The 24,120-nt window shown below is 61.0% G+C and carries 25 protein-coding genes and 1 pseudogene; 7 read left to right on the top strand and 19 right to left on the bottom strand.

Going from position 1 to position 24,120, the window contains the following annotated elements; all coding sequences use genetic code 11:
• Positions 1 to 4: 4 nt before the first annotated feature.
• From RW095_RS20485 to RW095_RS20450, 8 genes are all read right to left on the bottom strand, one after another.
• Complete coding sequence (locus RW095_RS20485; protein WP_128585348.1) at positions 5 to 199, bottom strand: hypothetical protein; 195 nt, start codon at positions 197 to 199, stop codon at positions 5 to 7.
• Positions 196 to 1,149: a carbohydrate ABC transporter permease gene (locus RW095_RS20480; RefSeq protein ID WP_317017982.1), complete on the bottom strand. Its 954-nt coding sequence runs from the start codon at positions 1,147 to 1,149 to the stop codon at positions 196 to 198. Before RW095_RS20480 ends, RW095_RS20485 begins: the two co-directional genes overlap by 4 nt.
• Complete coding sequence (locus tag RW095_RS20475; protein WP_128585346.1) at positions 1,146 to 2,102, bottom strand: carbohydrate ABC transporter permease; 957 nt, start codon at positions 2,100 to 2,102, stop codon at positions 1,146 to 1,148. The genes RW095_RS20480 and RW095_RS20475 overlap by 4 nt, the downstream gene beginning before the upstream one ends.
• Before the next feature lie 66 nt (positions 2,103 to 2,168).
• Positions 2,169 to 3,500 (bottom strand): ABC transporter substrate-binding protein, encoded by a 1,332-nt coding sequence (locus RW095_RS20470; RefSeq protein ID WP_128585345.1) that lies wholly within the window; start codon positions 3,498 to 3,500, stop codon positions 2,169 to 2,171.
• A gap of 113 nt (positions 3,501 to 3,613) precedes the next feature.
• On the bottom strand, positions 3,614 to 4,633 hold the full coding sequence (locus RW095_RS20465) for a LacI family DNA-binding transcriptional regulator (protein ID WP_317017979.1): 1,020 nt from the start codon (positions 4,631 to 4,633) through the stop codon (positions 3,614 to 3,616).
• A gap of 206 nt (positions 4,634 to 4,839) precedes the next feature.
• Positions 4,840 to 5,016 carry a hypothetical protein gene (locus tag RW095_RS20460; RefSeq protein WP_164853748.1) on the bottom strand — a complete coding sequence of 59 codons (177 nt, stop codon included), beginning with the start codon at positions 5,014 to 5,016 and terminating at the stop codon, positions 4,840 to 4,842.
• Entirely contained in the window at positions 5,013 to 5,846 is an 834-nt protein-coding gene (locus tag RW095_RS20455) for a class I SAM-dependent methyltransferase (protein WP_317017976.1), read from the bottom strand. Before RW095_RS20455 ends, RW095_RS20460 begins: the two co-directional genes overlap by 4 nt.
• 138 nt (positions 5,847 to 5,984) lie before the next feature.
• Positions 5,985 to 6,419 (bottom strand): GFA family protein, encoded by a 435-nt coding sequence (locus RW095_RS20450; RefSeq protein WP_317017975.1) that lies wholly within the window; start codon positions 6,417 to 6,419, stop codon positions 5,985 to 5,987.
• Positions 6,420 to 6,565: 146 nt separating this feature from the next.
• On the opposite strand from RW095_RS20450, the gene RW095_RS20445 reads away from it, so the two are divergent.
• On the top strand, positions 6,566 to 7,648 hold the full coding sequence (locus tag RW095_RS20445) for an AraC family transcriptional regulator (RefSeq protein ID WP_317017973.1): 1,083 nt from the start codon (positions 6,566 to 6,568) through the stop codon (positions 7,646 to 7,648).
• Positions 7,649 to 7,754: 106 nt separating this feature from the next.
• Here the strand turns inward: RW095_RS20445 and RW095_RS20440 are convergent, their stop codons facing one another.
• Together RW095_RS20440 and RW095_RS20435 are read right to left on the bottom strand one after the other, a co-directional pair.
• The gene (locus tag RW095_RS20440; RefSeq protein WP_317017972.1) at positions 7,755 to 8,330 is read right to left on the bottom strand and encodes a DUF308 domain-containing protein; all 576 of its coding nucleotides are present in this window, start codon (positions 8,328 to 8,330) and stop codon (positions 7,755 to 7,757) included.
• A gap of 79 nt (positions 8,331 to 8,409) precedes the next feature.
• A complete protein-coding gene (locus RW095_RS20435; protein WP_317017970.1) occupies positions 8,410 to 9,024 on the bottom strand; it encodes a hypothetical protein in 615 nt (204 codons plus the stop codon).
• Positions 9,025 to 9,187: 163 nt separating this feature from the next.
• Between RW095_RS20435 and RW095_RS20430 the strand changes: the two genes are divergently transcribed.
• Positions 9,188 to 10,669 carry an HD domain-containing phosphohydrolase gene (locus RW095_RS20430; RefSeq protein ID WP_317017969.1) on the top strand — a complete coding sequence of 494 codons (1,482 nt, stop codon included), beginning with the start codon at positions 9,188 to 9,190 and terminating at the stop codon, positions 10,667 to 10,669.
• A gap of 29 nt (positions 10,670 to 10,698) precedes the next feature.
• Here RW095_RS20430 and RW095_RS20425 read toward each other — a convergent pair whose 3' ends face one another.
• The 5 genes and pseudogenes from RW095_RS20425 to RW095_RS20405 form a co-directional block, all read right to left on the bottom strand.
• Complete coding sequence (locus RW095_RS20425) at positions 10,699 to 11,040, bottom strand: cupin domain-containing protein (protein ID WP_317017968.1); 342 nt, start codon at positions 11,038 to 11,040, stop codon at positions 10,699 to 10,701.
• 409 nt (positions 11,041 to 11,449) lie between these two features.
• On the bottom strand, positions 11,450 to 12,298 hold the full coding sequence (locus tag RW095_RS20420; protein ID WP_317017966.1) for an isocitrate lyase/PEP mutase family protein: 849 nt from the start codon (positions 12,296 to 12,298) through the stop codon (positions 11,450 to 11,452).
• A 129-nt stretch (positions 12,299 to 12,427) separates the two neighbouring features.
• Entirely contained in the window at positions 12,428 to 12,853 is a 426-nt protein-coding gene (locus RW095_RS20415; protein ID WP_020070885.1) for an OsmC family protein, read from the bottom strand.
• A gap of 215 nt (positions 12,854 to 13,068) precedes the next feature.
• Positions 13,069 to 13,209 (bottom strand): annotated as a pseudogene (locus RW095_RS41770) (carboxymuconolactone decarboxylase family protein); the annotation flags it as partial.
• A gap of 205 nt (positions 13,210 to 13,414) precedes the next feature.
• Entirely contained in the window at positions 13,415 to 14,269 is an 855-nt protein-coding gene (locus RW095_RS20405; protein WP_317017964.1) for a MurR/RpiR family transcriptional regulator, read from the bottom strand.
• 235 nt (positions 14,270 to 14,504) lie between these two features.
• Here RW095_RS20405 and RW095_RS20400 point away from each other — a divergent pair, with 235 nt between their 5' ends.
• Positions 14,505 to 14,903 (top strand): (R)-mandelonitrile lyase, encoded by a 399-nt coding sequence (locus tag RW095_RS20400; RefSeq protein ID WP_317017963.1) that lies wholly within the window; start codon positions 14,505 to 14,507, stop codon positions 14,901 to 14,903.
• A 91-nt stretch (positions 14,904 to 14,994) separates the two neighbouring features.
• Positions 14,995 to 15,192 (top strand): carboxymuconolactone decarboxylase family protein, encoded by a 198-nt coding sequence (locus RW095_RS20395; RefSeq protein WP_394365107.1) that lies wholly within the window; start codon positions 14,995 to 14,997, stop codon positions 15,190 to 15,192.
• A gap of 1,298 nt (positions 15,193 to 16,490) precedes the next feature.
• On the opposite strand, the gene RW095_RS20390 is transcribed toward RW095_RS20395, so the two are convergent.
• Positions 16,491 to 16,829, bottom strand: a complete 339-nt coding sequence (locus tag RW095_RS20390) for a hypothetical protein (RefSeq protein ID WP_317017961.1) — start codon at positions 16,827 to 16,829, stop codon at positions 16,491 to 16,493.
• A gap of 263 nt (positions 16,830 to 17,092) precedes the next feature.
• On the opposite strand from RW095_RS20390, the gene RW095_RS20385 reads away from it, so the two are divergent.
• The gene (locus tag RW095_RS20385) at positions 17,093 to 17,404 is read left to right on the top strand and encodes a hypothetical protein (protein WP_317017960.1); all 312 of its coding nucleotides are present in this window, start codon (positions 17,093 to 17,095) and stop codon (positions 17,402 to 17,404) included.
• Between the two features lie 62 nt (positions 17,405 to 17,466).
• Positions 17,467 to 17,715, top strand: a complete 249-nt coding sequence (locus RW095_RS20380; RefSeq protein ID WP_128586206.1) for a hypothetical protein — start codon at positions 17,467 to 17,469, stop codon at positions 17,713 to 17,715.
• Positions 17,716 to 17,750: 35 nt separating this feature from the next.
• On the opposite strand, the gene RW095_RS20375 is transcribed toward RW095_RS20380, so the two are convergent.
• From RW095_RS20375 to RW095_RS20365, 3 genes are all read right to left on the bottom strand, one after another.
• Positions 17,751 to 18,929 carry a fumarylacetoacetate hydrolase family protein gene (locus RW095_RS20375; protein WP_317017958.1) on the bottom strand — a complete coding sequence of 393 codons (1,179 nt, stop codon included), beginning with the start codon at positions 18,927 to 18,929 and terminating at the stop codon, positions 17,751 to 17,753.
• Between the two features lie 80 nt (positions 18,930 to 19,009).
• Positions 19,010 to 20,794 carry an IlvD/Edd family dehydratase gene (locus RW095_RS20370; protein WP_317017956.1) on the bottom strand — a complete coding sequence of 595 codons (1,785 nt, stop codon included), beginning with the start codon at positions 20,792 to 20,794 and terminating at the stop codon, positions 19,010 to 19,012.
• Between the two features lie 191 nt (positions 20,795 to 20,985).
• Positions 20,986 to 22,041: a LacI family DNA-binding transcriptional regulator gene (locus tag RW095_RS20365; protein WP_317017954.1), complete on the bottom strand. Its 1,056-nt coding sequence runs from the start codon at positions 22,039 to 22,041 to the stop codon at positions 20,986 to 20,988.
• 254 nt (positions 22,042 to 22,295) lie between these two features.
• On the opposite strand from RW095_RS20365, the gene RW095_RS20360 reads away from it, so the two are divergent.
• The gene (locus RW095_RS20360) at positions 22,296 to 23,648 is read left to right on the top strand and encodes an MFS transporter (protein WP_317017952.1); all 1,353 of its coding nucleotides are present in this window, start codon (positions 22,296 to 22,298) and stop codon (positions 23,646 to 23,648) included.
• The last annotated feature ends 472 nt before the right edge of the window (positions 23,649 to 24,120 follow it).

The following is a 24,120-nucleotide window of genomic DNA, read 5'->3' as shown; positions in this document are numbered from 1 at the left end:
GGCGTCAGTCCGGGAAATGACTGGTCACGACAAACGCCAGCGCACCGACGAGGACCACCGGAAACGACCACGTGAACAGTGTCAGCGAAAACGGCTGCACCAGCATTGCCATGCCAAGACCGATCAGTGCGGTCGACACTGCTTCGCTGTAGCCGCGGCGCAGATAATGTCTTTGCGGCAAAACGGAGTCTCGTTTCATTTGCGCACCGCTCCGAAGGTGATGCCGCGCAACAGATGTTTGCGCAACACGACAGTGAAGATGAGGATAGGCAGCACGAAAAGCGTCGTCGCGGCCGCGACTGCCGGCCAGTCCTGCCCGCCCTCGCCAATAATGAACGGAATGAACGGCGGCATTGTTTGCGCATCGCCGCTCGTCAGCAGGGACGCGAATGCATACTCGTTCCACGCGAAGATCAGGCAGAAAATCGCAGTCGCAGCAATGCCGGTGATGGCCTGCGGCAGCACTACCTTGACGAAAGCCTGGAGCCGCGTGTAGCCGTCCACCAGCGCGGCCTCTTCGTACTCGCGTGGAATTTCGTCCATGAAGCCCTTCAGAAGCCAGACCGCCAGCGATACATTGACCGCTGTATAGAGCACGATCATGCCGACATAGCTGTCGCTCAGACCGAGCGCCCGATACATCAGGTAAATCGGAATGGCGACTGCAATCGGCGGCATCATGCGCGTCGACAGAATGAAGAACAGAAGGTCGTCGGCGAGCGGCACCTTGAAGCGCGAAAACGCATAGGCCGCCAATGTGCCGAGAAATACCGCGAGAAAGGTCGAGCCAAAACCGATCACGAGCGAATTCACGAAGCGCGGCAAAACTTTGGACGGACCGGCAATCACCATGTTTCGCTTGCGTACATCGCGCTCATACCAGGTCCGCGCGGGCGGCAGACTGGCGATGAACTCCGGCGTTTGCCGCGAACGGATCGTGAACAGGTTCACATAACCTTCCATCGACGGTTGAAACAACACGACAGGTGGATAGGCGATGGCATCTTCCTGCGTCTTGAAGCTGGTCAGGCAGATCCACAGCATCGGCAAGGTCGCGAGCAATGCGTATGTGATGACAACCGCGGCGGCAAAACGCTTGCCGCGTGGCGAAGAAGCCACCACCGAATGTTGTGCGGTAGTCGGTCTCATCGCTGTTTCACCCGGTTGAGCGCCTTGACGTAGATATTCGCCGCACCGAATACCGTCACGAACAGAATGATTGCCAGTGCGGAAGAGTAGCCTGTCTGCCATTTCTCGAAAGCGGCGCGCTTCAGCGTGATCGATACGGTTTCGGTCACCGAACCGGGGCCACCCGAAGTCAGCAGGTTCACCATGTCGAACATCTTGAAGTTCTCGATGCCGCGAAACAGCACGGCGAGCATCAGGAACGGCAACGTCATGGGCAACGTGATCGACCAGAACTGCCGCCACGGTGTGGCGCGATCCACCTCGGCGGCTTCGTAGATATAGTCGGGAATCGAGCGCAGGCCCGCGAGACAGATGAGCATCACGTACGGCGTCCACATCCACGTATCGACCATCACGATGGTCCACGGCGCGAGCGACACGTCGCCGATCATCTGAAACGAGCCGGGCGCAATGCCGGTGAAGAAACCGACAATATCGTTGAACAACCCCGTTTGCGGTTGCAGCAGAAAGGTCCAGAAGTTGCCAACCACCGCGGGCGACAGCATCATCGGCAGCAGGATCAGCGTGGTCCAGAAGCTATGGCCGCGGAACTGCCGGTTGATCAGCAACGCGAGGCCGAAACCCAATAGCACTTCGAGACCGACCGACCAGAACACGAAGCGCGCCGTTACCTGCATCGCGTACCAGATGTCTTCGTCGGTGAGAATGTCGACGTAGTTGTCGATTCCGACAAAGCGCGCCGGCACACTCGGCATATTCGACTTGAAGTTAGTGAACGACAGACGCAACGCCCAGATCAACGGAAAGATGTTGATCGCGAGCAGCAGCAGAATTGTTGGAAGGATGAACAGCCACGCAATGCTTCTGTCCGACAATCCGGTCAGACGCGTGTGCGCGCGCGCCGCCGCCGGGGACTTCAGCCCCGCCGACGAAAAAGGCTTGTTTGCCAGCATGCCTCGCTCCTTTAAAGGCATCGGCGGCGTCCGTGCAGGCGCCGCCGGTCCCGTCCTCGATACGCGCTAGTTCTTGCCTTCGGCCTTGAAGACCTTGTTCCAGTCTTTGACCAGCAAGTCCAGCGCTTCCTTGGCCGTGCCCTTGTCGGCCACCACGTAGTCATGCACGCGCTTTTGCATGTCGAGCAACAGTTCCGCATAGGTAGGTTCAGCCCAGAAGTCTTTGACGATCGACATCGACTTCAGGAACGCCGGCGCAAAGGGTGCGCTCTTCGGAAAGTCAGGCGCGTCGACCACTGACTTCGCCGCCGAATAGCCGCCAAGCTGCCACCACTTCTTCTGGACGTCTGGCTGCGCGAACCACTTGATGTACTCGAGTGCATCGTCTTTATGATCCGAATAAGCGACGACAGAAATGCCCTGTCCGCCAAGCTGCGTGTACTGCTTCGTTTCGCGCGGGTTGACGAAGAAACCGATCTTGTCGCCGCCGACATTCGGGTCTTTGTAGAGTCCGGGGAAAAATGCAAACCAGTTCATCTGCATTGCCACCTGGCCGGACTTGAAGGCGTCCAGTCCTTCCTGCATGTACGCGTTGGTCATACCGGGCGCCGTGCAGCACTTGTAAAGCGCCTTGTAGTACTCCAGTCCCTTGACCGCGCCGGGCGAGTTGACAAAGCCGTCCAGGTGATACGGCTTCTTGGGGTCCTGATACTCGAAACCGAAGTTGTAAAGCGCGTTGGTCACGCCCATTGTGATGCCTTCAGAACCGCGCTCTGTGAAGATATAGACACCGTAGACCGTCTTGCCGTCGATCTTGCGGCCCTGAAAGAACTCCGCGGTTTGCTTGAGTTCGTCCAGTGTGGTGGGCGGTTCGAGTTCGCGTTTATATTTCTGCTTGAATTCCGCGCGCAATTCCGGACGAGCGAACCAGTCCTTGCGATACGTCCAGCCCACTGCGTCCGCCATGGCCGGCAACGCCCAGTAGTTAGGCGTATTCTTCGGCCACTCCGCATATCCCACCACAGTCGCCGGCACGAAGTCGTTCATCGAAATCTTGTTCTTCGCAAAGAAATCGTTGAGCTTCACATAGTGCCCGTTGACTGCCGCGCCGCCGATCCACTGGCTGTCGCCGATGATCAGGTCACATAGTTTGCCATGCGAATTAAGTTCGTTGATGAAGCGATCCGCGTAACTCGTCCACGGCACGAACTCGAACTTCATTTTAATACCGGTTTTCGTGGTGAAATCTTTCGACAATTCAACGAGTGCATTGGCCGGGTCCCATGCTGCCCAGCATAACGTCAACTGCTTGTCCTGTGCCCGCGCGCCGGTTGCCATACCGAGTCCGAACGCGATCATGCCCGCCGCTATTACCCTTGCTGACGTAAGACGTAACATTTGTCTTCTCCTTGTCTTTCCCGGGTCTCCAACCTGCTATGGAACAGCGCCCATGCGCCGGGTGCTGTGTTTGAGCTCAGCGGATTCGGACTGCAATCCGCGTGTCGCGAGCTTCAGGCATGCGCATTCTCACGAAGATAAATTCTGGTTTCCGGCGTTGGAATGGCGAGCGCGCCACGTACGTCGTTAAGACAATTGACCGCGACGAGGCCCGACCAGTGGACGATGCCGCGCACGTCCTGGTCGAGGATCACGTCGATAGCGCGCTCGGATAACTGCGTGCGGGTCGCCGCGGTGCATTCATGGCCGATCAGAACGAGACGAGACTTGTCGCCGGATTCCTGCAATGCTTTCGCGATGCCTGAAATGCCGCCACCGGTCGCATACACGCCGACCAGATCCGGGTGACGCGCAATGAGACCCTGCGCGGCGAGACCTGCGCCGTCGTCGTCTTCAGTGAAGTCCGGTTCGGCGATCCAGCGCAGATTGCGGAAGTCTTCTTCGAGCACCTGTGAAAACCCGGTGCGCCGTTCCAGTTGATCGTGCAGGCGTGATGAGCCCGACAGGACCGCCACCGTGCCGAGCCGCGCACCGAGAAAGCGGCCCATCAACGCTCCTGCGGTGCGTCCTGCAATCCGGTTATCCACTCCGACATAGGCTGCGCGGCGACTGGCAGGCAAATCGGAGAACACAGTGACGACGGGCACCCCTGCATCGCTCGTGTCTTCGATCAGACGTTCGACCGCGGGGTAGTCGAGCGGCACGAGTACCAGCGCGTCGTAGTCGATGGCCTGCTGCGCGAAAACAATGGTGTCGCGATGAGAAGCGAAGTCGCACCGGTAGAAAGAAGGAATGATGCGGTGCTCGCGAAAGAAGCTCGCGGACAGCGCGATGTCGCGCTCGACATGATCGAGAAAGCGCGAATTGACCTGAGGAAGAACGAAGGCGACGCGATACGTGTTGATCTTAGCCGGGCGACCGCGACTCGCTCGGTCGTCGCGCAACGCCGAGAGTGCAAGATGCACACGCTCTGCCGTTTCGGGACGCACGGCCTGGTCGTCGCGCAACACACGATCGACCGTGGCAACGCTCACGCCCGCGCGACGCGCAATCATCATACGTGTAGCCGGCATGTGTCCCCTCCGCTGCCGAGCCCGAACTGCTTTGTTTAATCAAGGTAGTTTTCCCCGCGCGAAATGCAAGTTTTTTTGCAGTGGTAAACGCATCATTTTTGACGGCATCAATGATGCTGCGAGTGAGCACACGTGGCATGAAGAAATGGATTGGCTTTACCGCGCGCGAAGGCGCGGTAAAGCAGCGGATTGCAATGGAGCGGCAGTCAAGCCGGAAGACCCAACACCGTCAGTACGAACCGAAGACCGAAGAAGCACGCCGACGAGCACAGTGGCAACGCAACCATCACCGAACCGTGCCGCAGACCGATCAGGCAAGCGATCGACCAGAGGCGCGAGGCGGATCCGAGCAGGACGGCGACGCTGCGCCCGACGCCGTTCATGATCGTTCCACCACTACTTCGAGGTACTCGCTCGGCAGCACGAGCGTCGCGTCGCCGGACCGGTTGCGGCTTTTTATCAATGTCATCAGATCGTCGAGAAGCGCCGCTTGCCGCTCGCCTTCGAGTGCCCCAAATGCCTTGTTCACCGGCCCATAAAACGTGCGGAAAACTTCCACGAAATGTTCGGGCGAGCGGTAACGGAACGTGAAATGGCGGCTGTTCGCGACGATCTTCCGGGTCTTTCCTTCGAACAGTGTTTCCAGCCGCGCCTTCGTTCCCCACAGCGCCGGCGATGCCACGCCCGCAGATGGCGGAATGTGCTTGGCAATTGTCTTGAACACCTGTCCGATGAAGCTATCCGGCGTCCAGTTCGCGAGGCCGATCCGCCCGCCCGGCTTGCACACACGAGCCAGTTCAGCCGCTGCCTTCGCTTGATCCGGAGTGAACATCACACCGAACGTCGACATGACGATGTCAAACGAGGCGTCCGCGTACGGCAGCGCTTCCGCGTCCGCTTCCTGAAATTTGACGGAAAGACCTTCCGCTTGTGCGCGGGCACGGCCGGCGTCCAGCAGTGACGCGACATAATCAGTGGAAGTGACATCGCACCAACGGCGCGCGGCTGCCAACGTTGCATTGCCGTTGCCGGCTGCAACGTCGAGCACGCTCGAGCCGGCGCGCAGGTCAAGCGCTTCGCACAGAGTTTCTCCGACGATCTGCAGCGTCGTGCCGACGACAGCATAGTTGCCGGTCGACCACGCGGCCTGTTGACGGACCTTGACGGCAGCGAAGTCTGCGACGGGCGAAAAAGAAGAATCGACTGCGGACATAAACGACTCCTGAGAACCGAGGGCAGCAATGAGTCAATGCTCGGAGTTGCTGCCATTCAGATGACGCCGCGAACTTGCACTGCGAGAAGGCCCGCGCGACGATCGGGCGAATCGAACCGGAACCGCGAGATGCAATGGCTATTCGGCGACGCTGATACCCGAGCCGCCCATTTCCGCCGGCAGATCCTTCTGCTTGGGCAGACCGTCTTTCATTCGAAGGCGCGACTCCGGGTAATGAACGTGCACGCCGGGCTCATATGGGAAGTCGGCGATGACCGCGGCGTACACGTCGATCAGTTCGAGCCCGGGATGCTCGGTGAAGAGATGTCCGCCACACGACTTGCACCACTTGCGGTAGCTATGAGGCGTCTTGTTGTAAGTGCCGATATCATCGGCGCCGCGAGTAACGTGCAGTGCCTCCGGCTTCCACAGCGTGAACGCATTGACGGGCGCTCCCGACCATCTGCGGCACGATTCACAATGGCAATAGCCCATACCCGCGGGTTCTCCGCTTACCGTGAATTGCACTGCGCCGCAAAAGCATTGACCGCGATAAGTCTCTGGGTAACTCATGTCGTTCTCCTGATGGTGTAATCCGGCGCTCTACCGTTCGTTGTTGCGGATTCGCGTGAGTGCTAGTATCGGGACGCAAGCCGTATCGGTGAATGACCGGCCGTCCAGATGTTTTGCGCAGGACGCCGAAACTGATGGACGACGCCATGGATGCTCTTTCCGACGTACTTCGCCTCGTGCATCTCAGTGGAGCGGTGTATCTAAGCGCCGACTTCACTGCACCCTGGTGTGTTTTCGGCGAGGCGACCCGGGAGTTGTGCGTCTCGTTTCTGCCGCGCGCGGAGCGCATCGTCTCCTATCACCTCATCACGGAAGGAAGCTGCCGCGCACGACTCGTCGACGACCCCTCTTCCGCCATATGCGTCGATGCCGGTGAACTTCTCGTCGTGCCGCAAGGTGAAGCGCATCTAATGGGCAGTTCGCTCGAACTCGAACCGGCGCCCTCCCACGAAATGCTGTCGCAGTATCTGGAAACCACGCCGGGCGATGTGATCAGGTTGAGCTACGGTGGGGGCGGCGTGAAAACGCGCCTCATTTGCGGCTTTCTCGCCTGCGACGACACGCTGACCAATCCGGTACTGTCGGCATTGCCTCGCATGTTCAAGATCGACATGCGCAACGACGCGAGATCCGCGTGGCTGGAGTCATCGTTGAAACTCGCGGCTGTCGAAGCAGCCGAATGGCGCGTAGGAAGCGCGATTGTGCTCGGCCGTTTGTCCGAGCTGCTTTTCGTGGAAGCGGTACGGCGTTGTGTCGATGCGCTGCCTGCGGATCGCAAAGGATGGCTGGCTGGCGTCAGCGATCGTTTCGTGGGGCGATCGCTCGCATTAATGCACGCGCAACCGGCGCATGGATGGACGGTCGACGAACTTGCGCGCAAAGCGGGCCTTTCGCGTTCGGCGCTTGCACAGCGCTTCACTCAATTGCTTGGCCAGCCACCGATGCAATACCTGGCGCGCTGGCGTCTGCAAATTGCGGCACAGGCGTTACGTGACGGAGCGCAGCCGCTTACGGCTATCGCGGAACGGGTCGGCTATGAGTCGGAGGCGGCGTTCAATCGCGCATTCAAGCGGGAATTCGGCTTGCCGCCCGCGAGTTGGCGACGCAGCCACTCGACGACGGACGGCCACGATTCGTTGTCCGATACTGCCGATGCCCGTTTTCTCGCAGGCGAATGTTCGGCCGACGTCGGCGGCAAGGCCGGAGTCAGCGGAATCTCTCCTCTATGAGGCGGTTCCGGGTGCGGCGCAAGAAGCTCGTCCGGCCAATATCGAACGCCTCATGAAGCACATGCAGAGCGAGGGGATCGCGAGAATCGCCAGTTCTTTCAGCCGTTCAAGCGACCTTGCGGCGCAGCCGGCGTGCATGGAGCCACAACCCGGAAACCAGATAATAGATTGCGCCGACTGCGGCGTAACCCGCCACGCGTGAGACAGCCGGGGGCATCGACACACCGGCTTGCATGACGAAGTACGCACCTGCCAGCGCCGATTGTCCGCCGCTCAGAACCATTGCCCATTGCGCGGAGGAGCGCTTCCAGCGGCGCAGCGCAGTTCCGAGTTGCAAGAGCCCGGACAGTATCGCCCACACCCCGAAGACGCCAAGCACCCAGCTCATACTGGTTCTCAATGCCACAATGACTGCGATCGCCGTGATGACGCTGACAACAATGTTGATTGCCTGCGTGCGGCTTTCCGCCATGCCGCCGCTACGCGACATGTCGAAGTAATTGGCCAGCGCGTCCCATGCGGGATAGACGAAAAGCAGCGCCGCTGTCGCCTCCGGCGAGTGTAGCCCGACCGAAAAAGCAAGTGCGACCCAGACCGCGGAAAACGCGGTCCGCACGAAGTAGTAGCGCGTTAGCCAGCGTTCTTCGCGAACGCTATCGGCATCCATGGGGTGTTCATTCATTGCAACTCCTTTTCTGACCTTCGCTGCCGTGGCGGCTTGTCGGCGGTCATGATAGATAGCGCTCGTTCGACAGTCCGACTCACATTGGAGGCGCCAGCCCGTCCTTCTCCACGACAACCTGCAGCCCTTTGTAGGCGGCGCCTGAGCCGTGCGTTGCGACGACGAACACCTGCTTGCCCGTGGTCAGTTCGTCGCGTGTAGCGGGAATGAGCGTCACGACCGGCGCGTTCGCGGGCACCGTGACGGTGTTACTGCCGCCCTTGTACGAAAGCTTGAGGTCGCGACCGCTGGTACCCTGCACTACCGTATCGACGTTCGCGTTTGTCATCGAGCTATTCGCGCCCAGGTCCCATGAATAGTGACCCTCCGCAGTTCCGCGCGCGGCTTCGGGAAACACGAGGACTTCCTTCGCCACGAGTTTGCCGTCGGCGCCCGGCATCGCGGCGGCCCCGACGTAGGCACCAGGCTTGATATCCGAAAGCTGTACGGCTTTCACGGCATTCAGGCCCGTTGCATTGTCTACTGCAATGCTGACCGTTTCGCCGCTGCGCCGGTGTACCTGTAGCATGCCGCCTGAATACGACTGGATGGTGCCCCTGATCCGCTCAGGTTTGTCCGCATTGGGTTGAGCGAACGAGGCGTTAGCGAGCGTGAGGACAATCGCCGAAATGACGAGTTGGAACCGGAAGGACATGAATGCTCCGTATATGGTCGGGTCTGGTCGGTGGTAAAGATCGCATGTCAGGATCGCATCCCGCCGTCTTCGGCGGCATCGGTCAGATGACCGACCCTCCCCAAAACGCGGGATCGCATATGGTTATCAGTCGTTCCCAAAAGTGATTGTTCACGTGATCCCAATGATCGACGACGATGCTAGCCACACGCCGCTGCGTGTGTTCGACTCGGTGAAGGCGCTCGCCTTCATCGGCGATCTGAGCATGGGCCAGCCAACCGACCATTCGCTGCGCACTGGATGGCTCGCGGCGCGCCTCGCGCAAGCCGCCGGCATCGACGCGACAGCATGCGACACCGTCCGCGAGGCGTCGATGCTGCGCTGGTCAGGCTGCACGGCGAACGCCGCGGGCTTCGCCGACGTTTTCGGCGACGACATCGCAAGCCGCGTTGCGATGCTCGAAGGCCGCGTTGACTGGATCGAGCCGCTCGAGGCGCTAGGCGGCGTCGCCGCTGTGCTCGCGCCGCTCGCACAGATTCACTGCGAGGTGTCGGGCGAAATCGCGCGCATGCTGGGCCTCGCACGGGCGACCGAAACCGCGTTGCGCCACATCTTCGAAACGTGGGACGGCAGCGGGCTCCCCGCACGTCTCGAAGGAGTGGCAGTGCCGGTTCCCGTTTACGTGGTCGCCCTCGCGGGCGATCTGGAGGTCTTCTCCCGCACGTATGGTATGGAACGGGCGCTCGGATTGATTGCACAACGCGCCGACGCCCGCTACCCGGCGCGGCTCGTCGACACCGCCGCGCGCCAAGCGCCCTCGTGGCTGACGGAACTGGATCAGCTGTCCGCTGCGGATCTCGACGCCGCGCTGACGACGTCTCGAATGCAACAGACGACGTCGGCCGAATTGATCGCCGACGTCATCGATCTGAAGCTGCCGTGGATGACCGGCTTCTCCCGCGCAGTGGGCGCGACGGCAGCTGCAGGTTATGCGCGGCTCACACAAGATGACGCGGCGCAACGGCGCGTCTATCGCGCGGGTCTGATTCACGGTATCGGCCGCGCGGCGGTTCCCAACAATGTGTGGAACATGGCGAGAGGCTTGCCCCCGAGCGCCTGGGAAAAAGTGCGCCTCGTCCCTTATTGGACCTGGCGCGCGGGCCAGCAGGCCGGGGCGCTCGGCGAAGCAGCCGAACTTGCGTCGCATGCATACGAACGTCTGGACGGTTCGGGCTATTTTCGTGCGGCGCGCGATCCTGCGTTATCGCTCGAGGCCCGTGTGCTGGCGGCGTCGGTGGCGTGGGTCGCGTTGCGCTCGGCGCGCCCGTGGCGCGCGGCACTCTCCGCCGAAGCAGCCGCGAAGCAGTTGCGTGACGAGGCGGCAAGCGGCCGGCTGGATGCCCACGCGGTGGAGGCGCTGCTTGGTGACGGCACGGCCGTGGCTAGACGCGCAACGAGCAGGACGCCTCAAGGCGCACGCCTCTCTGCACGGGAGATCGACGTGCTGCGCGCCATTTCGCGGGGCGCGAGCAACAAGGAAGTCGCACAGGAGTTGGCGCTCAGTCCGAGCACGGTTCGCACGCACGTGGAGAGCGTGTTTCGCAAGCTCGAATGCTCAACGCGCGCGGTAGCCACGCTGAGGGCATCGGCAAAGGGCTTGCTATGATCGCTCGACTCGTGCAGCGGCTCCGGCGCTCAGGCAGGAGCCACGGCTAGCACGATATCCGGCGCGCCTCCCGCCTGTACCATGATGTAGACCACGTCTTCTTCCGTCTCGTTCTTGACGTGATGAACGACGCCCGGATCGACATTGTGAAAGTCACGCACTCTTGTGCTCTTGACGAGCCCGTCGATTTTCGTCTCCACAGTCAGCACTCCGCGGACTACGAGAAAGCGATCACTGACATGGCTGTGATGATGCCATTGTGTCTCGCCACCCGCGCGGACAGTCGTTTTAGCGACGGTGTAGCCGCTCTCCCGGAGCAAGGTTTGATATTCAACCTTGCTATTGGCAAGAGGAATGTCCTTGTCGTCCATCCTGATGATCCCGCTGAAGAGTTAGAAGAGAAAAGTCAGCACGGTGGCACAGCCCCGCCTGTTAGTCCGGCAGCGCGGATCGAGTCGCGGTGCCTACCCATGCGGGATGTGTAGTCGCCCAGCTAGCTACAAACAACCTTGTTTCAGGGCAATTGCGAAAGCCCGTTCGCGAGTGGCTTGAAGAAAAGGATCTCATGTCGGCGGCCGCAACGGTACCGGTCAAACGACCATATGCGAACCATGCTCGGCTTGTCTCTGCCGACAACAATGCGATGTTGTATTCCCGACTTCTCGCCCCGCGTGGTTACACAGCGTCTCGCCATACCACTTCGCGGCTTACAGCGGCACACTTCGCGTGCAATTCCCGCATCGCCGTTTCGCTGACCTTCGGGCACGGACAGCCGCCCTTCTAGCCCGGCGTCGGCCACTTTTCTTCAGCCGCGGCAAAAAGCTGGTTGAGTTCGTTGCCGCTCGCCGCATCTTTCGTGTAATCGAAGGTGCCGTGATCGCGTATCTCATGCGCGGCGCGCAGGAACGCGCCAAGCGCCGCGCGCGCCAGCGAGCCGCCGACACTCACGCGCCGCACGCCCATCGCGCGCAATTCGTCGACGCTGAGAAGGACGCCCTGCAAGCCCATCAACACGTTGACGGGACGCTTGAGCGCGCCGACCACGGCGGCAATTTCCTCACGCGTCTTGAGGCCTGGCGCGTACAGCACGTCGGCGCCGGCGTCCTGAAAGGCCTGCAGGCGGCGAATCGTGTCGTCGAGATCCGGACGGCCAACGAGGTAGTTCTCCGCGCGCGCGGTCAGGGTGAAAGGAAACGGCTGGGCGCGGGCCGCTTCGACGGCGGCGCGCACGCGTTCGACAGCGGCCTGGAATGGGTAGATAGGTTCGTCGGCGCGGCCGGTCGCGTCTTCGATCGAGCCGCCCACCACGCCCGCCCGAGCCGCCTGGCGGATGGTTTCCGCGCAGTCGTCAGGCGCGTCGCCGAAACCGTTTTCCAGATCGGCGCTGACCGGCAAATCGGTCGCGGCCGCGATTTCGGCGAGGTGGATCATCATCTGCGCGCGGCCCACGGTGCTATCCGGCAAGCCACGCGAAAACGCGTAGCCGGCGCTGCTGGTCGCGAGCGCCTTGAAGCCGGCCAGCGCGAGCAACCGCGCCGAGCCGATGTCCCACGGGTTAGGAATAACGAACGCGTCCTGCGCTGTATGCAGCGCCTGGAATTGAGCTGCTTTTTCGGCTTGGGTTGTCATCGCGGTGCCATTGGAGAAGCGCCGCGCCGGCACACGATGCTGGCCCTGCGGTGTGGGTTGCGCGGAAGTTTCAATGCGCGGCGAACGATGCAGGGCAGCATCGCGCGCCGCCAGTTGCCGATGCCCCGCTCAGGTTTCGAGCTTCGCATCCATTGTGATAGTGGCGTTCAGCACCTTCGACACCGGACAACCGGCCTTGGCGTCCGCGGTGGCTTTGTCGAACGCCGCCTTGTCGCCGCCAGGAATTTTGACCGCTACGTCCAGATGCACGGCGGTGATCGTGAAGCCGCCGCCGTCTTTGTCGAGGGTGACCGTTGCAGTGGTGCCGATGCGTTCCGGCGAGATTCCCGCCTTGCCCAGTTCCGCCGACAGCGCCATCGAAAAGCAGCCCGCGTGCGCAGCCGCGATCAGCTCTTCCGGATTCGTGCCGATGCCGTCCGCGAAACGCGTGGAAAACGAATATTGAGTTTCCTTGAGGACGCCGCTGTCGGTGGAAATGGAGCCCTTGCCGTCCTGCAGACCGCCTTGCCAGACTGCTGATGCCTTGCGCTTCATCGTTCTCTCCTGTTTTGCCCTGCTTCACGCGCTGCACGCCTGATAGCGATGCCCGCCGCAACGGTCCAGCCCGAATGTTCCGCGGCTTTGGCATGGGTCGCGAGTGCGGCGCTGTGTGACAGGCGCGGACCTGGACCGACCTTCATCATAGGCGCTTCCGTGTGCCAATGCCGTGACGGTGACATACGCCGCCTTGCCGCGACCGTTGCAGGTTGCTCGACGAACGGCAAGCTTTGCTGGCCGACGGCGCGCATGCCGAACACGTTCAGCGTCATCGCGACGAGCGCGTAATAGCCGGGAAGCCCAACGAGGTTGATCACCACCTTGTGCCCGAAACGCTCGACCGCCTTTGCCGAGAAACCGTCCGTTCAGATTGCCGCACGGACCGGACAAAATCTCGTCGAGAACGGCCTTCTGTTCGGGCGTGGCAGCGCCGACATCGAATGGGGGCAAACGCTCGGTCAGTGTCGGTCTCGCAAGTCGAGGGTGACTGGCTGAGACGGTCGACGGTGGATAGCGCCATGCGCTCGCTACCACTGGCGATTTCACAAAGGGCTTACATCAAGGCACGTACGCGCCTTTCGCATGCATCGACTGCTCGGCAATGCTCAACTGTTCGACGGCGTCCGCGCCTTCCAGTGCGAGCAGATGCGCAACGAGCGATTCTGCGATCGCCGTGGCCGCGACCAGCGATGGGAAGAAAGACGGGCTCTCGTGCGAGAAGATCAGCACCTTGTCCGCGTTCAGTGCGATCGGCGAAACGGCGCTGTCGGTAATGGCAACGAGCTTGCTGCCTTTTTCGAGCGCGGCTTCCGCGACGCGCACGGCTTCGACGGAATATGGCGCGAAGCTGATGACAATGGTGGCGCTATCGCGCTCCACCGTGCGAAGTTGCATTTCGAGCGTGCCGGCCTCGCCGTTGAGCAGCGAAGCTGACGAGCGGAACAACCGGTAACCGTACAGGAGCCCAAACGCGACCGGGTAGCACGAGCGGAACCCCGCCACATGAACATGCGGCGCGCGCCGCAGCAGTCGCGCCGCCTCCACGATCACGCGGCCATTGTGTGCCGCGGTGACTTCCAGATTGTGCTGCTGTGCGACGAGAAGATCGTTGGCCAGCGCGTCCTTCGACTTGACTAGCGAGCGAGCCCGGTTCGTGAGCGGTTCGGGCCGAGTGCGCACGCGCGCGACGAACAGGTTGCGCAGTTCGTTCCAGCCGGGAAAGCCGAGTTGCTGTGACAGACGCACGAGCGACGCTGGTTGCACTTGCGCACGCTCGGCAACCTTGCGCATCGACGAAACCGCGACCTCGTCCGGGTGGTCAAGCAGGAATCCCGCGCCCATCTGGAATTGCGGACTCAGTTCGGAGAACCGCGCCCGGATCAGGGCGGCGAGCTGGTCGAAACTGTCTGGCATGCGATGGCCCCGAGCAGGGTTGAGAGAATGGGAGGCGTGACAACAAATGTTACCACTGGGTGGGCCGGTTTTCGTTGTGCGCGAGAGATCACCCCGAGGTTGCAGTCGTCCATCGATTAATGCGTCACAGCATAAGACCATGCCAGTTTTGCTATCTAGTCGCATGAATGGCGAGGCGCTAGATTACGATTAGCCGCATGACGCATGCATCGAACAACCTGATTGGAAGAATGTTATGGAACTGAAACGCGCGGGCTCGCAGCCCTCTATGAAAGGCCCCGAAGAATGGTTCACGGGCACGGTGCGGATCGACCCGCTGAACGCTCCGCCTCCTCCGGCGCGAGTGTCCTGTGCAAGCGTCACCTTCGAGCCCGGCGCGCGCACCGCATGGCACACGCACCCGCTCGGCCAGACGCTGCTTGTGACGGCGGGCTGCGGCTGGACCCAATGCGAGGGCGAAACGCGCGTTGAGATCCGCGCGGGCGACGTTGTCTGGTGCCCGCCAGGCCACAAGCATTGGCACGGCGCGACATCGACGACTTCGATGACGCACATCGCCATTCAGGAAGCGCTCGACGGCAAGAACGTCAACTGGCTCGAACATGTCACCGATGAGCAATACAGCAACCCGTAACAACAGAATCCGCCAACTGTCGCAGCACATTGCCGCGGCAGGTCTCGCGATTCTTGCATCCGGCTGCGCATAAACGCAAAGGACTCAAACCATGCAACCGCCGTCCCTCGCCGACTTGAAGTCGGTTTCTCCCGCCTTCGAGCGCTATACGAACCGCGCGATGGACAATGGGCTGAGCCAACATGAAGCGTCCGAAGTGCTGACGCAATCGGCGTTCTACGCGGGATGGCCGAACGTCTTTTCGGCGATGCCGGTGTTCAAGGACGTGTTTTCAAAGCGTCCGGCATGAGGCAGCGGTGCAGCGCGTGATCCACATTGAACGGTTCTGACCGGTGAGTGCCGGCTGGACGACAGCTCAACGGCGCACCATTTTGCGTCCCCGCTTGCGCTCCCGGTGACGTTGAAGGACTTTGGCAAAACGCACCCGTTTCTGAAAAAGTGACGGCCGCCGGTATCCAGGCGATACGCGTCAATGCTGTCCGGCGTTCAGTAGCATCCAGATCTGTCTCGTCGGCGGACCGGCGAGGATTCGCGCAAACACACCGCGACACCGAAGGCACGTGTAGTGTTCCTCGGCTCGCGCATCTTTAACGGCGCCCGCACCGTTGAGCGTAAGGTCTTGATGCGGGGGTTCGGTCGCCGGCATCCCGTAGAGGTCGGCGCACCGTGCACAGGGTTGAATCCAAAGGTCCATTTGTAAGTTGTCGGTGATTTGCGAGGAGTCGCGCGGGCCGCCCATGCTCGTGGCAAAGGCTGTTCTCGCCTTGAGAAGGCGAAGCTGCGCATCCGCAAGCTTACTCGGGTGTCGAGGCTCGCGGCTTTATGTCGGTTTCCTGGCAACGGTTTCTCAGTGACGCTTCGGCGAGCCACCACTTCGCTTGCGGCGGATGACGAAGGCGCCAAGTGTTGCCGCAATGAGGACGAGCACCGTCAATGCGGTTGCTAACCCTGTCGCACTCCGAGGTTCGTGAGCGCCAGTGACAACCGCAGCGGCCGCCGGCGACGACGCCTGGCTCGCGACAGGTTGCGGAAGCGCTACGCCGGCCGCACTGCCTTGACGCACCAGAGATGCCTCGGACGTCGGCGATGCCTGCGACGCTGGCAAAGTGCCTCCGGCCGGCGGGAAAGCACCTGCATCAGATGCCGGTCCGACAGGAGCAAAATCCGTTGACGAAGCCACAGCCGGAGCAGCCACGGCGTCCGCCGCAATGGACTTCGCCATCGTTTTCCATTGCGCGAACACCGTGTCGATGCAGTGCACGTCGGTGCAAGCATTCCGTGCTTGCCGCCATTGCGCGAGTTGCCCGGATGATAGCTTTCCGCTGCTGAGCAGAGCTTGCTGCTGAGCGGCGATATCGTCGTACTCGTTATTCAGAATGGCGTGGTCGCATATGACGCGCTCTGCCGGCTGCCGGGTTGCAGCGCATTGGATGTCACTCGCCCACGCTCGCGTCGAACCGAGGGCTGCCACGAACAGCAGCAGGCCAACATACTGTCTCGAACGCACCAATCCTCCTTTAACCGATCAGGCGCATGGCGCCATTGAAACGATAACAAAGCGTTCCAGCTCGATGGCAATGAGCAACGTCATTCGGTTGAAAAGACAACCGCCGCCATGCCGTCGACCTCGGTGAAACTGCGTGCGAAGCGATACGTTTGACCGTCGATTTGCATGAGATTCACCCCTGAAGAAGTCGACTCGAGCATCTCATTGGCAAGCGCCGTGGATATCGCGCCGATCTGCTTGAGTTCTTCGCGCGGGCCCTCGGGATTACCCAGATAAACGGTGCAGAGCTCGTTCGTGTGCCGGATCATGACGACGCTGCTAGCTCCGTCAAGAGACCGTTCCAGGTATCCAGCGAGTGTCTGGAGCGCTTCCGGTTCCTGCGCTGACCGGTCGCCCAACAGGTTGTCGTCGTTCGTCACTTTTTGCCTCCCTTGCCCGATTGCCATGTGACCGTCTTGCGCCTTCTCTCCTGCTGCCATCATGGCACATCGGCGGGGGAAAGTTGTGGCGCCGTGACGTTACATTGCAACAAGCTTCTGCGACGTGGGCCGGCAGTGATGATCTGCGCGTAATGCCGTGTTACCAATCTCGCACAGCCGTTGCACCTGTGTCTGGCGGCGTCTCCTACACTTCGAGCCATGTTCACCGACACGGCACGCAACGCGTGCAAGGAGTAGCGAAAATGAATAAGAAGATTTTCGGCGTAGTACTCGGTCTGACTGCATTGGCAGCGTCAACGGCCGCGTCGGCTCACGTGGACATCGGCGTTGGGATTGGCATCCCGGTCGGAGGCTATGCGCCGGCTGAACCGGTGTACGCACCGCCGCCTCCCGTCGTGTATGCTCCCGCCCCTGTCGCCGTCGCCTACGGGGACTATGACGGCTGGAGAGCGCGTGAATGGCGTGAGCGTCGCCAATGGCGTGAACGTGAATGGCGCCGCCACGAATGGCGTGCGCACGAATGGCGCGAGCGTCATGATTGGCGCGGGTATTGAAACCGCGGAAACGGCGCCCGAAGGCGCCCGATCCGGAACATCCAACCTTTGAGTATCTTCGAATGAAAGCTAGCCCGATAAGAATCGCCCTCATTGCAACCACGCTGATCTTCGCGACCGCAGGCACGGCAAACGCCGCGGGCTGCCTCAAGGGTGCGGTAGTGGGCGGCGTCGCTGGACATTACGCGGGGCACCATGCGGTCGTCGGCGCGGTCGGCGGCTGCATGGTTGGCAGGCACCTCGCCAAACAGCACGCACAACAGCAGGCCCAACAGCAGGCCGCGCAACGTCAGGCCACCCAGGCGCAATAAGGCGTCGTCGGCTTCGTGCGCCCGCGCGAAGCCGCTTAAAGCGCGCCCCGGGAAGCCAGATTGCGATAAAGCGCGCGCACGCCGAAAGTCCATGGCGCGATCTCCGTGCTCAATCGCACGGTATTGATTAGCGCACCGAGTTCAGGTGTCGAAATGGTCACCTTGTCGCCGAGGTGATGCGTGAAGCCGCCGCCCTTCGTATCGCGGTCCTTGATCGGGGAGAACATCGTGCCGAGGAACAGCATGAAACCATCCGGATACTGGTGATGACGCCCCCATGTCTGCGCGACGAGGTCAGCCGGATCCCGACTGATTTCGCTCATGTGGCTGACGCCTTCCAGGACGAAGCCATCGTCCGCGCCTTCCACGCGCAGGGAAACGCTGGCCTTGCGAACGGAGTCGAGGTCAAACGAGTCGTCGAACAGACGCACGAAAGGACCAATGGAGCATGACGCGTTGTTGTCCTTGCATTTGCCCAGCAGCAAAGCCGAGCGCCCTTCTATGTCGCGCAGATTGACGTCGTTGCCTAGTGTCGCGCCGACAACCTCGCCACGGCTGTTCACCGCAAGGACGATTTCAGGCTCCGGGTTGTTCCACTTCGACGCCGCCAGCAGGCCGACGTCCGCCGCGAAACCCACTGCGGACATCGGCTGCGACTTCGAGAAAACTTCGGCGTCGGGCCCGATGCCGACTTCCATGTACTGGGACCATGCGCCGCGTCGTTCGAGTTCTGCCTTGAGTTTCATCGCTGCTTCCGAACCCGGCTTGATTTTCGACAGGTCGGTGCCGATGGTGGCGGCGATGGTTCCTCGAACCTCTTCGGCTTTAGCGGGGTCTCCGCCCGCCTGCTCTTCGATCACCCGCTCGATCAGGCTAACTGCGAACGTGACGCCACACGCCTTGATTGCCTGAACGTCGTTCGGTGCAAGCAAACGGGGCGCGTGCTCTTGCACTGCGCCCAGGTTTGCTTCGACCAGCTTCTCAACCGAGCCAAGCGCCTCACCCGCAACCGTCCGGGCAAACTGAGCGACGTCTTCACGGTCGAACAGGTCGGCAGTTGTCGGCACATTCGCGGTTATATCCAGCACCTCGCCGTTGCGGACTACTACGACCGACGGCCCTTCGTAAGCGGCCGTTTTGCGCCAGACGCGACCGACAAGCAGCGCCCGCTGCAAATCGTCAGGTAGATAGCGGGTGGGGTTTTGTGAAGTCATGATGAGGGTTGTCTCCGGTTCACACAGGCAGATCGAGTTGGCCGGACTGGCATCACCAATTGAATGCCAGCGCTGCCGGTTTAGTGGGAATGTCGCGGGTTGCCGCGTTCTGCTATGACTTTCAGATAGAGCGTTGCGGGCTCGAGGCATCCGCCCGTGGACAACTGACCGACAGTCTGCCGATATAGCTCTTGCCACGGTGTCTGCGCCGGCGGAATCTCGAAGCTTACTGTCTCACGACGGCGTGCAAGCTCGTCTTCATCGACCAGCACATTCACAGTCCGCGTATTCAGATCGACGCGGATGCGGTCTCCCGTTTGCAGAAGCGCAAGCCCACCGCCAATGGCCGCCTCCGGCGACATGTTCAGAATCGACGGACTTGCCGACGTTCCGCTTTGCCGGCCGTCGCCCATTGTGGGCAGCGACGTTATACCTTGACGCACAAGCTCGGCAGGAGGAGCCATGTTGACGACCTCGGCACTGCCTGGATAGCCCACGGTGCCTGCACCCCGAATGACCAGAATGCAGTGCTGGTCGATGTTGAGCGACGGATCATTGATGCGGGAATGATAGTCCTCGGGACCGTCGAATACGATTGCCCTTGTTTCAAAGGTGTTTTCTGCACCGGGTTCACTCAGATACGTGTTTCTGAATGCATCACCGACCACGGACATCTTCATGATGGCGCTGTCGAAGAAGTTTCCGGACAGCACGATGAATCCAGCGCCGTGCTTCAACGGCTCGTCGGTCGTCTTGATGACCTCGCGGTCGGGTTGAGCCGCATTGTCAGCAATAGCGCCGATGACCTCGCCCGATACGGTCAAGCAGTCACGATGCACGAGCCCGGCGCGGTCAAGCTCGCGAAGCACCGCCGGAACACCACCCGCGCGATGGAAGCTCTCGCCCAGATACTCGCCGGCCGGCATGCAATTCACGATGAGCGGCACCTTTTCGCCGACGCGCTGCCAGTCATCGAGGCTCAACTCCACGCCCATATGACGAGCAATCGCGATGAGGTGCGGCGGGCAATTGGTCGATGCGCCGAGCGCCGAAGCCACGACAATCGCGTTCTCAAACGCCGCCTTCGTCATGATTTTCGACGGCCGCACGTCGTCTCGCACAAGGTCGACGACACGCTTGCCGGTCGCATACGCCATCTGTCCTCGCTCCCTGTACGCGGCCGGAATGCTTGCACAACCCGGAAGCGACATACCCAGCGCCTCGGCGAGACTGTTCATCGACAACGCGGTTCCCATCGTATTGCAATGCCCAATGGACGGAGACGACGCGGTAACGAGTTCCATGAACCCCTCGTAGTCGATCTCGCCCGCCGCGAGCAGATTGCGCGCGTGCCAGATGACCGTTCCCGATCCCACCCGCTTGCCTTGATGCCAACCGTCCAGCATCGGACCGCCTGACAACACGATGGCCGGCATATCGACCGTTGCAGCGGCCATCAGGCAGGCGGGCGTCGTCTTGTCACAGCCTGTTGTCAGCACGACGCCATCCAGAGGAAATCCATGCAGGATTTCAACAAGCCCGAGATAAGCGAGATTGCGGTCAAGTGCGGCGGTGGGACGGCGGCTTTGTTCCGCAAGCGGGTGAACCGGAAACTCCATCGGAATGCCGCCTGCGTCCCGAATGCCGGCCTTGGTACGCGCCGCTAGTTCAATATGGTGACGGTTACAAGGCGCCAGGTCGCTGCCCGTCTGCGCAATACCGATGATGGGCCGCCCGGACTGCAGTTCCTCCCGCGTGAGGCCATAGTTCATGAAGCGCTCTACGTAAAGCGCGGTCATGTCCGCATTGGCAGGGTCGTCAAACCATTCCTGGCTGCGCAAGCGCCTGGCATTGAGCTGAGTCATGCGTTGTACTCCGTCGTGTCCATGTCGTGGCGATGTGGTGCAATCTGTCAGCGACTATCGCCATTGCTGCGACAGCGTTAGCGCCTCCGGGGCGTTCGCTGCGGTTTCCGTGCAGAGAGATCCGGTGAATCTGTTATCGGTAACATCCATTGATGTTATCACGCTGCGCCCACGCTGTGCACCAGGAAAGGTTACGCGCTTTCGCGCGAAATCACCGTGTAATCGATAGTGAACTTACGGCGCTCGGGTACCGCGCGCGGTGTGCCCGACGCGACCGACGACAGCAATAGCTGCCCCGCGCGTGAGCCGATACCGTAGGCGTCGACCGACACGGTCGTAATCGTCGGGTTACAGCAGATGGATACTTCGAAATTCCCAAAACCCGCCACTGCAATATCTGCGGGAACGCGAAGTCCGCGACGGTGGCATTGCATGATGGCGCCAAACGCGGACATGTCACTCACGCACATGACAGCATTGGTATCGGGCCATCGTCCGAGAAGAGCATCGAGCGCGGGAGCGCCGTGACTCATGGTGATAGGCGATTCGCCAAAGCGAATCACCCGGGGCTCGCCGAGCCCTTGTGCTTTCATCTCTTGCTGGTAGCCCTTCAGGCGTTCGAGACCGCGTCGATCGAGGTCGCTCGCGCCGGCCAGAAAACCGATCTTCCGGTAACCGCGGTCCTTGAGATATCGCACCATCTCACGCGCTGCCCGGGAGTTCGAAAAGCCGACCGCCATGTCGATCGGATTGGCTGGCAGGTCCCACATTTCCACCACGGGGATGCGCGAGCGCTCAAGTACTTGCCGGGTTCCTTCAGTATGCTGCGACCCGGTCAGCGCGATGCAGCGAGGCTGATATCTGAGCATCGAGCGAACCAGTCGCTCTTCGCGAGCGAGGTCGTAGTCGGTATCTCCCAGAAGAATTTGCAGCCCATGAGGCTCCAGCGCGGCGGATAGCCCACGCACGGTATCCGAGAAGTTCGAGCTCGCGAGAGACGGGACAAGCACGGCGACGAATTCCGACTTCCCGGACGACAGCGCGCCTGCCGCGGCGTCGGCCACGTAGCCGAGGTCGTCGATTGCCTGCTGCACGCGCTCCCGAGTTGCTGGCGCCACGCTGTGCCCCGCCAGTACGCGAGACACTGTCATCTTCGAAACGCCCGCGATACGCGCAACGTCCGACATGCGAGGTGGACCGGCATGCGGGTCGCTGACGATACGGTCGTTGATGCGGGTATTGCCCATCGGTCTCTGGGTGGTTTGCTTTCATGAGCGAGTCGGCGCGAACGCGGCATGACCGACTCGCAACGACTCAGCATGATACGGCAGTCGGTATGGCGCGCCTAGGTAGATTCCCCTGGCTTGCCGTTGGAGCGCGCATCATGCTACCTTCGTTACCGATAACATTTTCCCGTGCGGGAAAGTTTTGCCCGCCGATGTTATCGGTAACAGCGAGCCCGGCATTTCTCGCAGAGGACATACCAAAAGGAGACAGTCCCATGCCAACCCTTACTCAGGCAGCGGCGGCGCCCGCCGCAGCCAGCGAGGCCGAAGAACAGTTGTACCGGAAGGTATTGAAGCGCATCCTGCCGCTGCTGCTTCTATGCTACGTGGTCGCGTACCTCGACCGTGTCAACGTGGGATTTGCGAAACTACAGATGCTCGACGCACTGGGCTTTAGTGACAGCATTTACGCCGTGGGCGCCAGCATCTTCTTCTGGGGGTATTTCCTCTTTGAAATGCCCAGCAATCTTCTTCTTCACAAATACGGTGCGCGGTTCTGGATTGCACGCATTATGGTGACGTGGGGCATCGTCTCCTCGTCACTGGCATTCATCTCCCCTCTTTCGCATTTCTTCCATGTCGAGACCTCGACGATGTTCTACATTCTCCGGTTCCTGCTGGGAGTGTGCGAGGCCGGGTTCTTCCCTGGGATCATCCTGTATATGAACTACTGGTTCCCCGCCAGGCGCCAAAGCGTGGCCATGTCGGGATTCCTGATCGCTATCCCGGTCAGCCTGACGCTCGGTGGCGTCATCTCGGGCTGGTTGATGGAAAACACGCACGGTCTGCTCGGCATGGGAGGCTGGCAATGGATGCTCCTGCTAGAGGGCATTCCTTCTATTCTGGTCGCTTTCGTCGTGCTTTTCCGCATGGGGAATGGGATTCAATCGGCGACCTGGCTGACGGCTTCTGAGAAAGCTCTGCTGCAAAGGAATCTTGAACAGGAAAGCTCCAGGAAGACCCACAGCGTTGCAGCTGCGCTGAAGAGCCCGCGTGTCTGGTTGTTGACCTTTATTCTTCTCACGTTCAACACTGGCTTCTACGGCTTGGCCTTCTGGCTGCCTTCTATCGTCAAGGCTTCGGGTGTGAAGAGCACTTTGAACATCGGCCTGTTGACCGCTATTCCGTACCTCAGCGCGGTTGTGGCGATGATCTGGAACGCCTGGCACTCGCGCAAGACCGGGGAGCGCAGATTGCACGCGGCTATTCCCGCCTTTATTGGCGGCGTCGGCCTGATCCTGAGTGCGGCGTTCGCGAACAACGTTGCTCTGTCCATTGTGTTTCTGACGATTGCCACGTGCGCAATTCTTGGTCTGATGCCGATTTACTGGACGTTCCCGGGACAGATTCTTTCGGGCACCGCCGCTGCTGCCGGCATTGCACTCATCAATTCCGTTGGAAACCTGTCGGGCTTCACCGGTTCGATGATTACCAGCGTAGCGAAAGACCTGACCGGCAATATCAACAATGGCACTTATGCTCTTGGCGCGTGCTTACTCGTCAGTTGCGTCCTTATTCTGTCGATTCCGCGAAGCATGCTGAACAAGGATTCAGTCGAGCGCGCGTGAGGAAACCGTAGCGAGTGCGGTTGCGAACAAACTGACGCAGTTCACCGCCAGCGGCCCACCATACGGTGGGCCGCTCTTTTTCTGCAAGGCGTCGGAGCCACGAACCTGCGCGGGCGACGCTAATGGCCGCTCACTGCGCGCTTGAGGCTGCCGTATCGGACGCGCCCTTGCCCTGCGCGCCCTTTTGCGGCTTGCGCGTAGGCGCCATTGTCGATTGGGAACCCTTTGACGAGGACTTCGCTCCCCCGCTCCCACCCGCATTGGGCGCACTCATCCCTCCACCACCTTGGCCTGCCCCGTTCGCGCCACCTACGCCAGAACCGCCTGCCCCTACACTGGTGCCCCCGGTGCCGCCACCGCTGCCGCCACCGTCACCGCCACTCCCACCGCCACCCGCGCCCTGCGCGAACGCGGTGCCGATAGAAGCTGCCACCAGTACTGAACAGAGCATTGCTTTCTTCATTGCTTCCAT

The sequence above is a fragment of the Paraburkholderia kirstenboschensis genome, assembly GCF_032806925.1.
GTDB lineage: Bacteria > Pseudomonadota > Gammaproteobacteria > Burkholderiales > Burkholderiaceae > Paraburkholderia > Paraburkholderia kirstenboschensis.
Note: the sequence above shows the minus strand (reverse complement) of the source record. Positions and strands in the feature narration are given on the sequence as shown.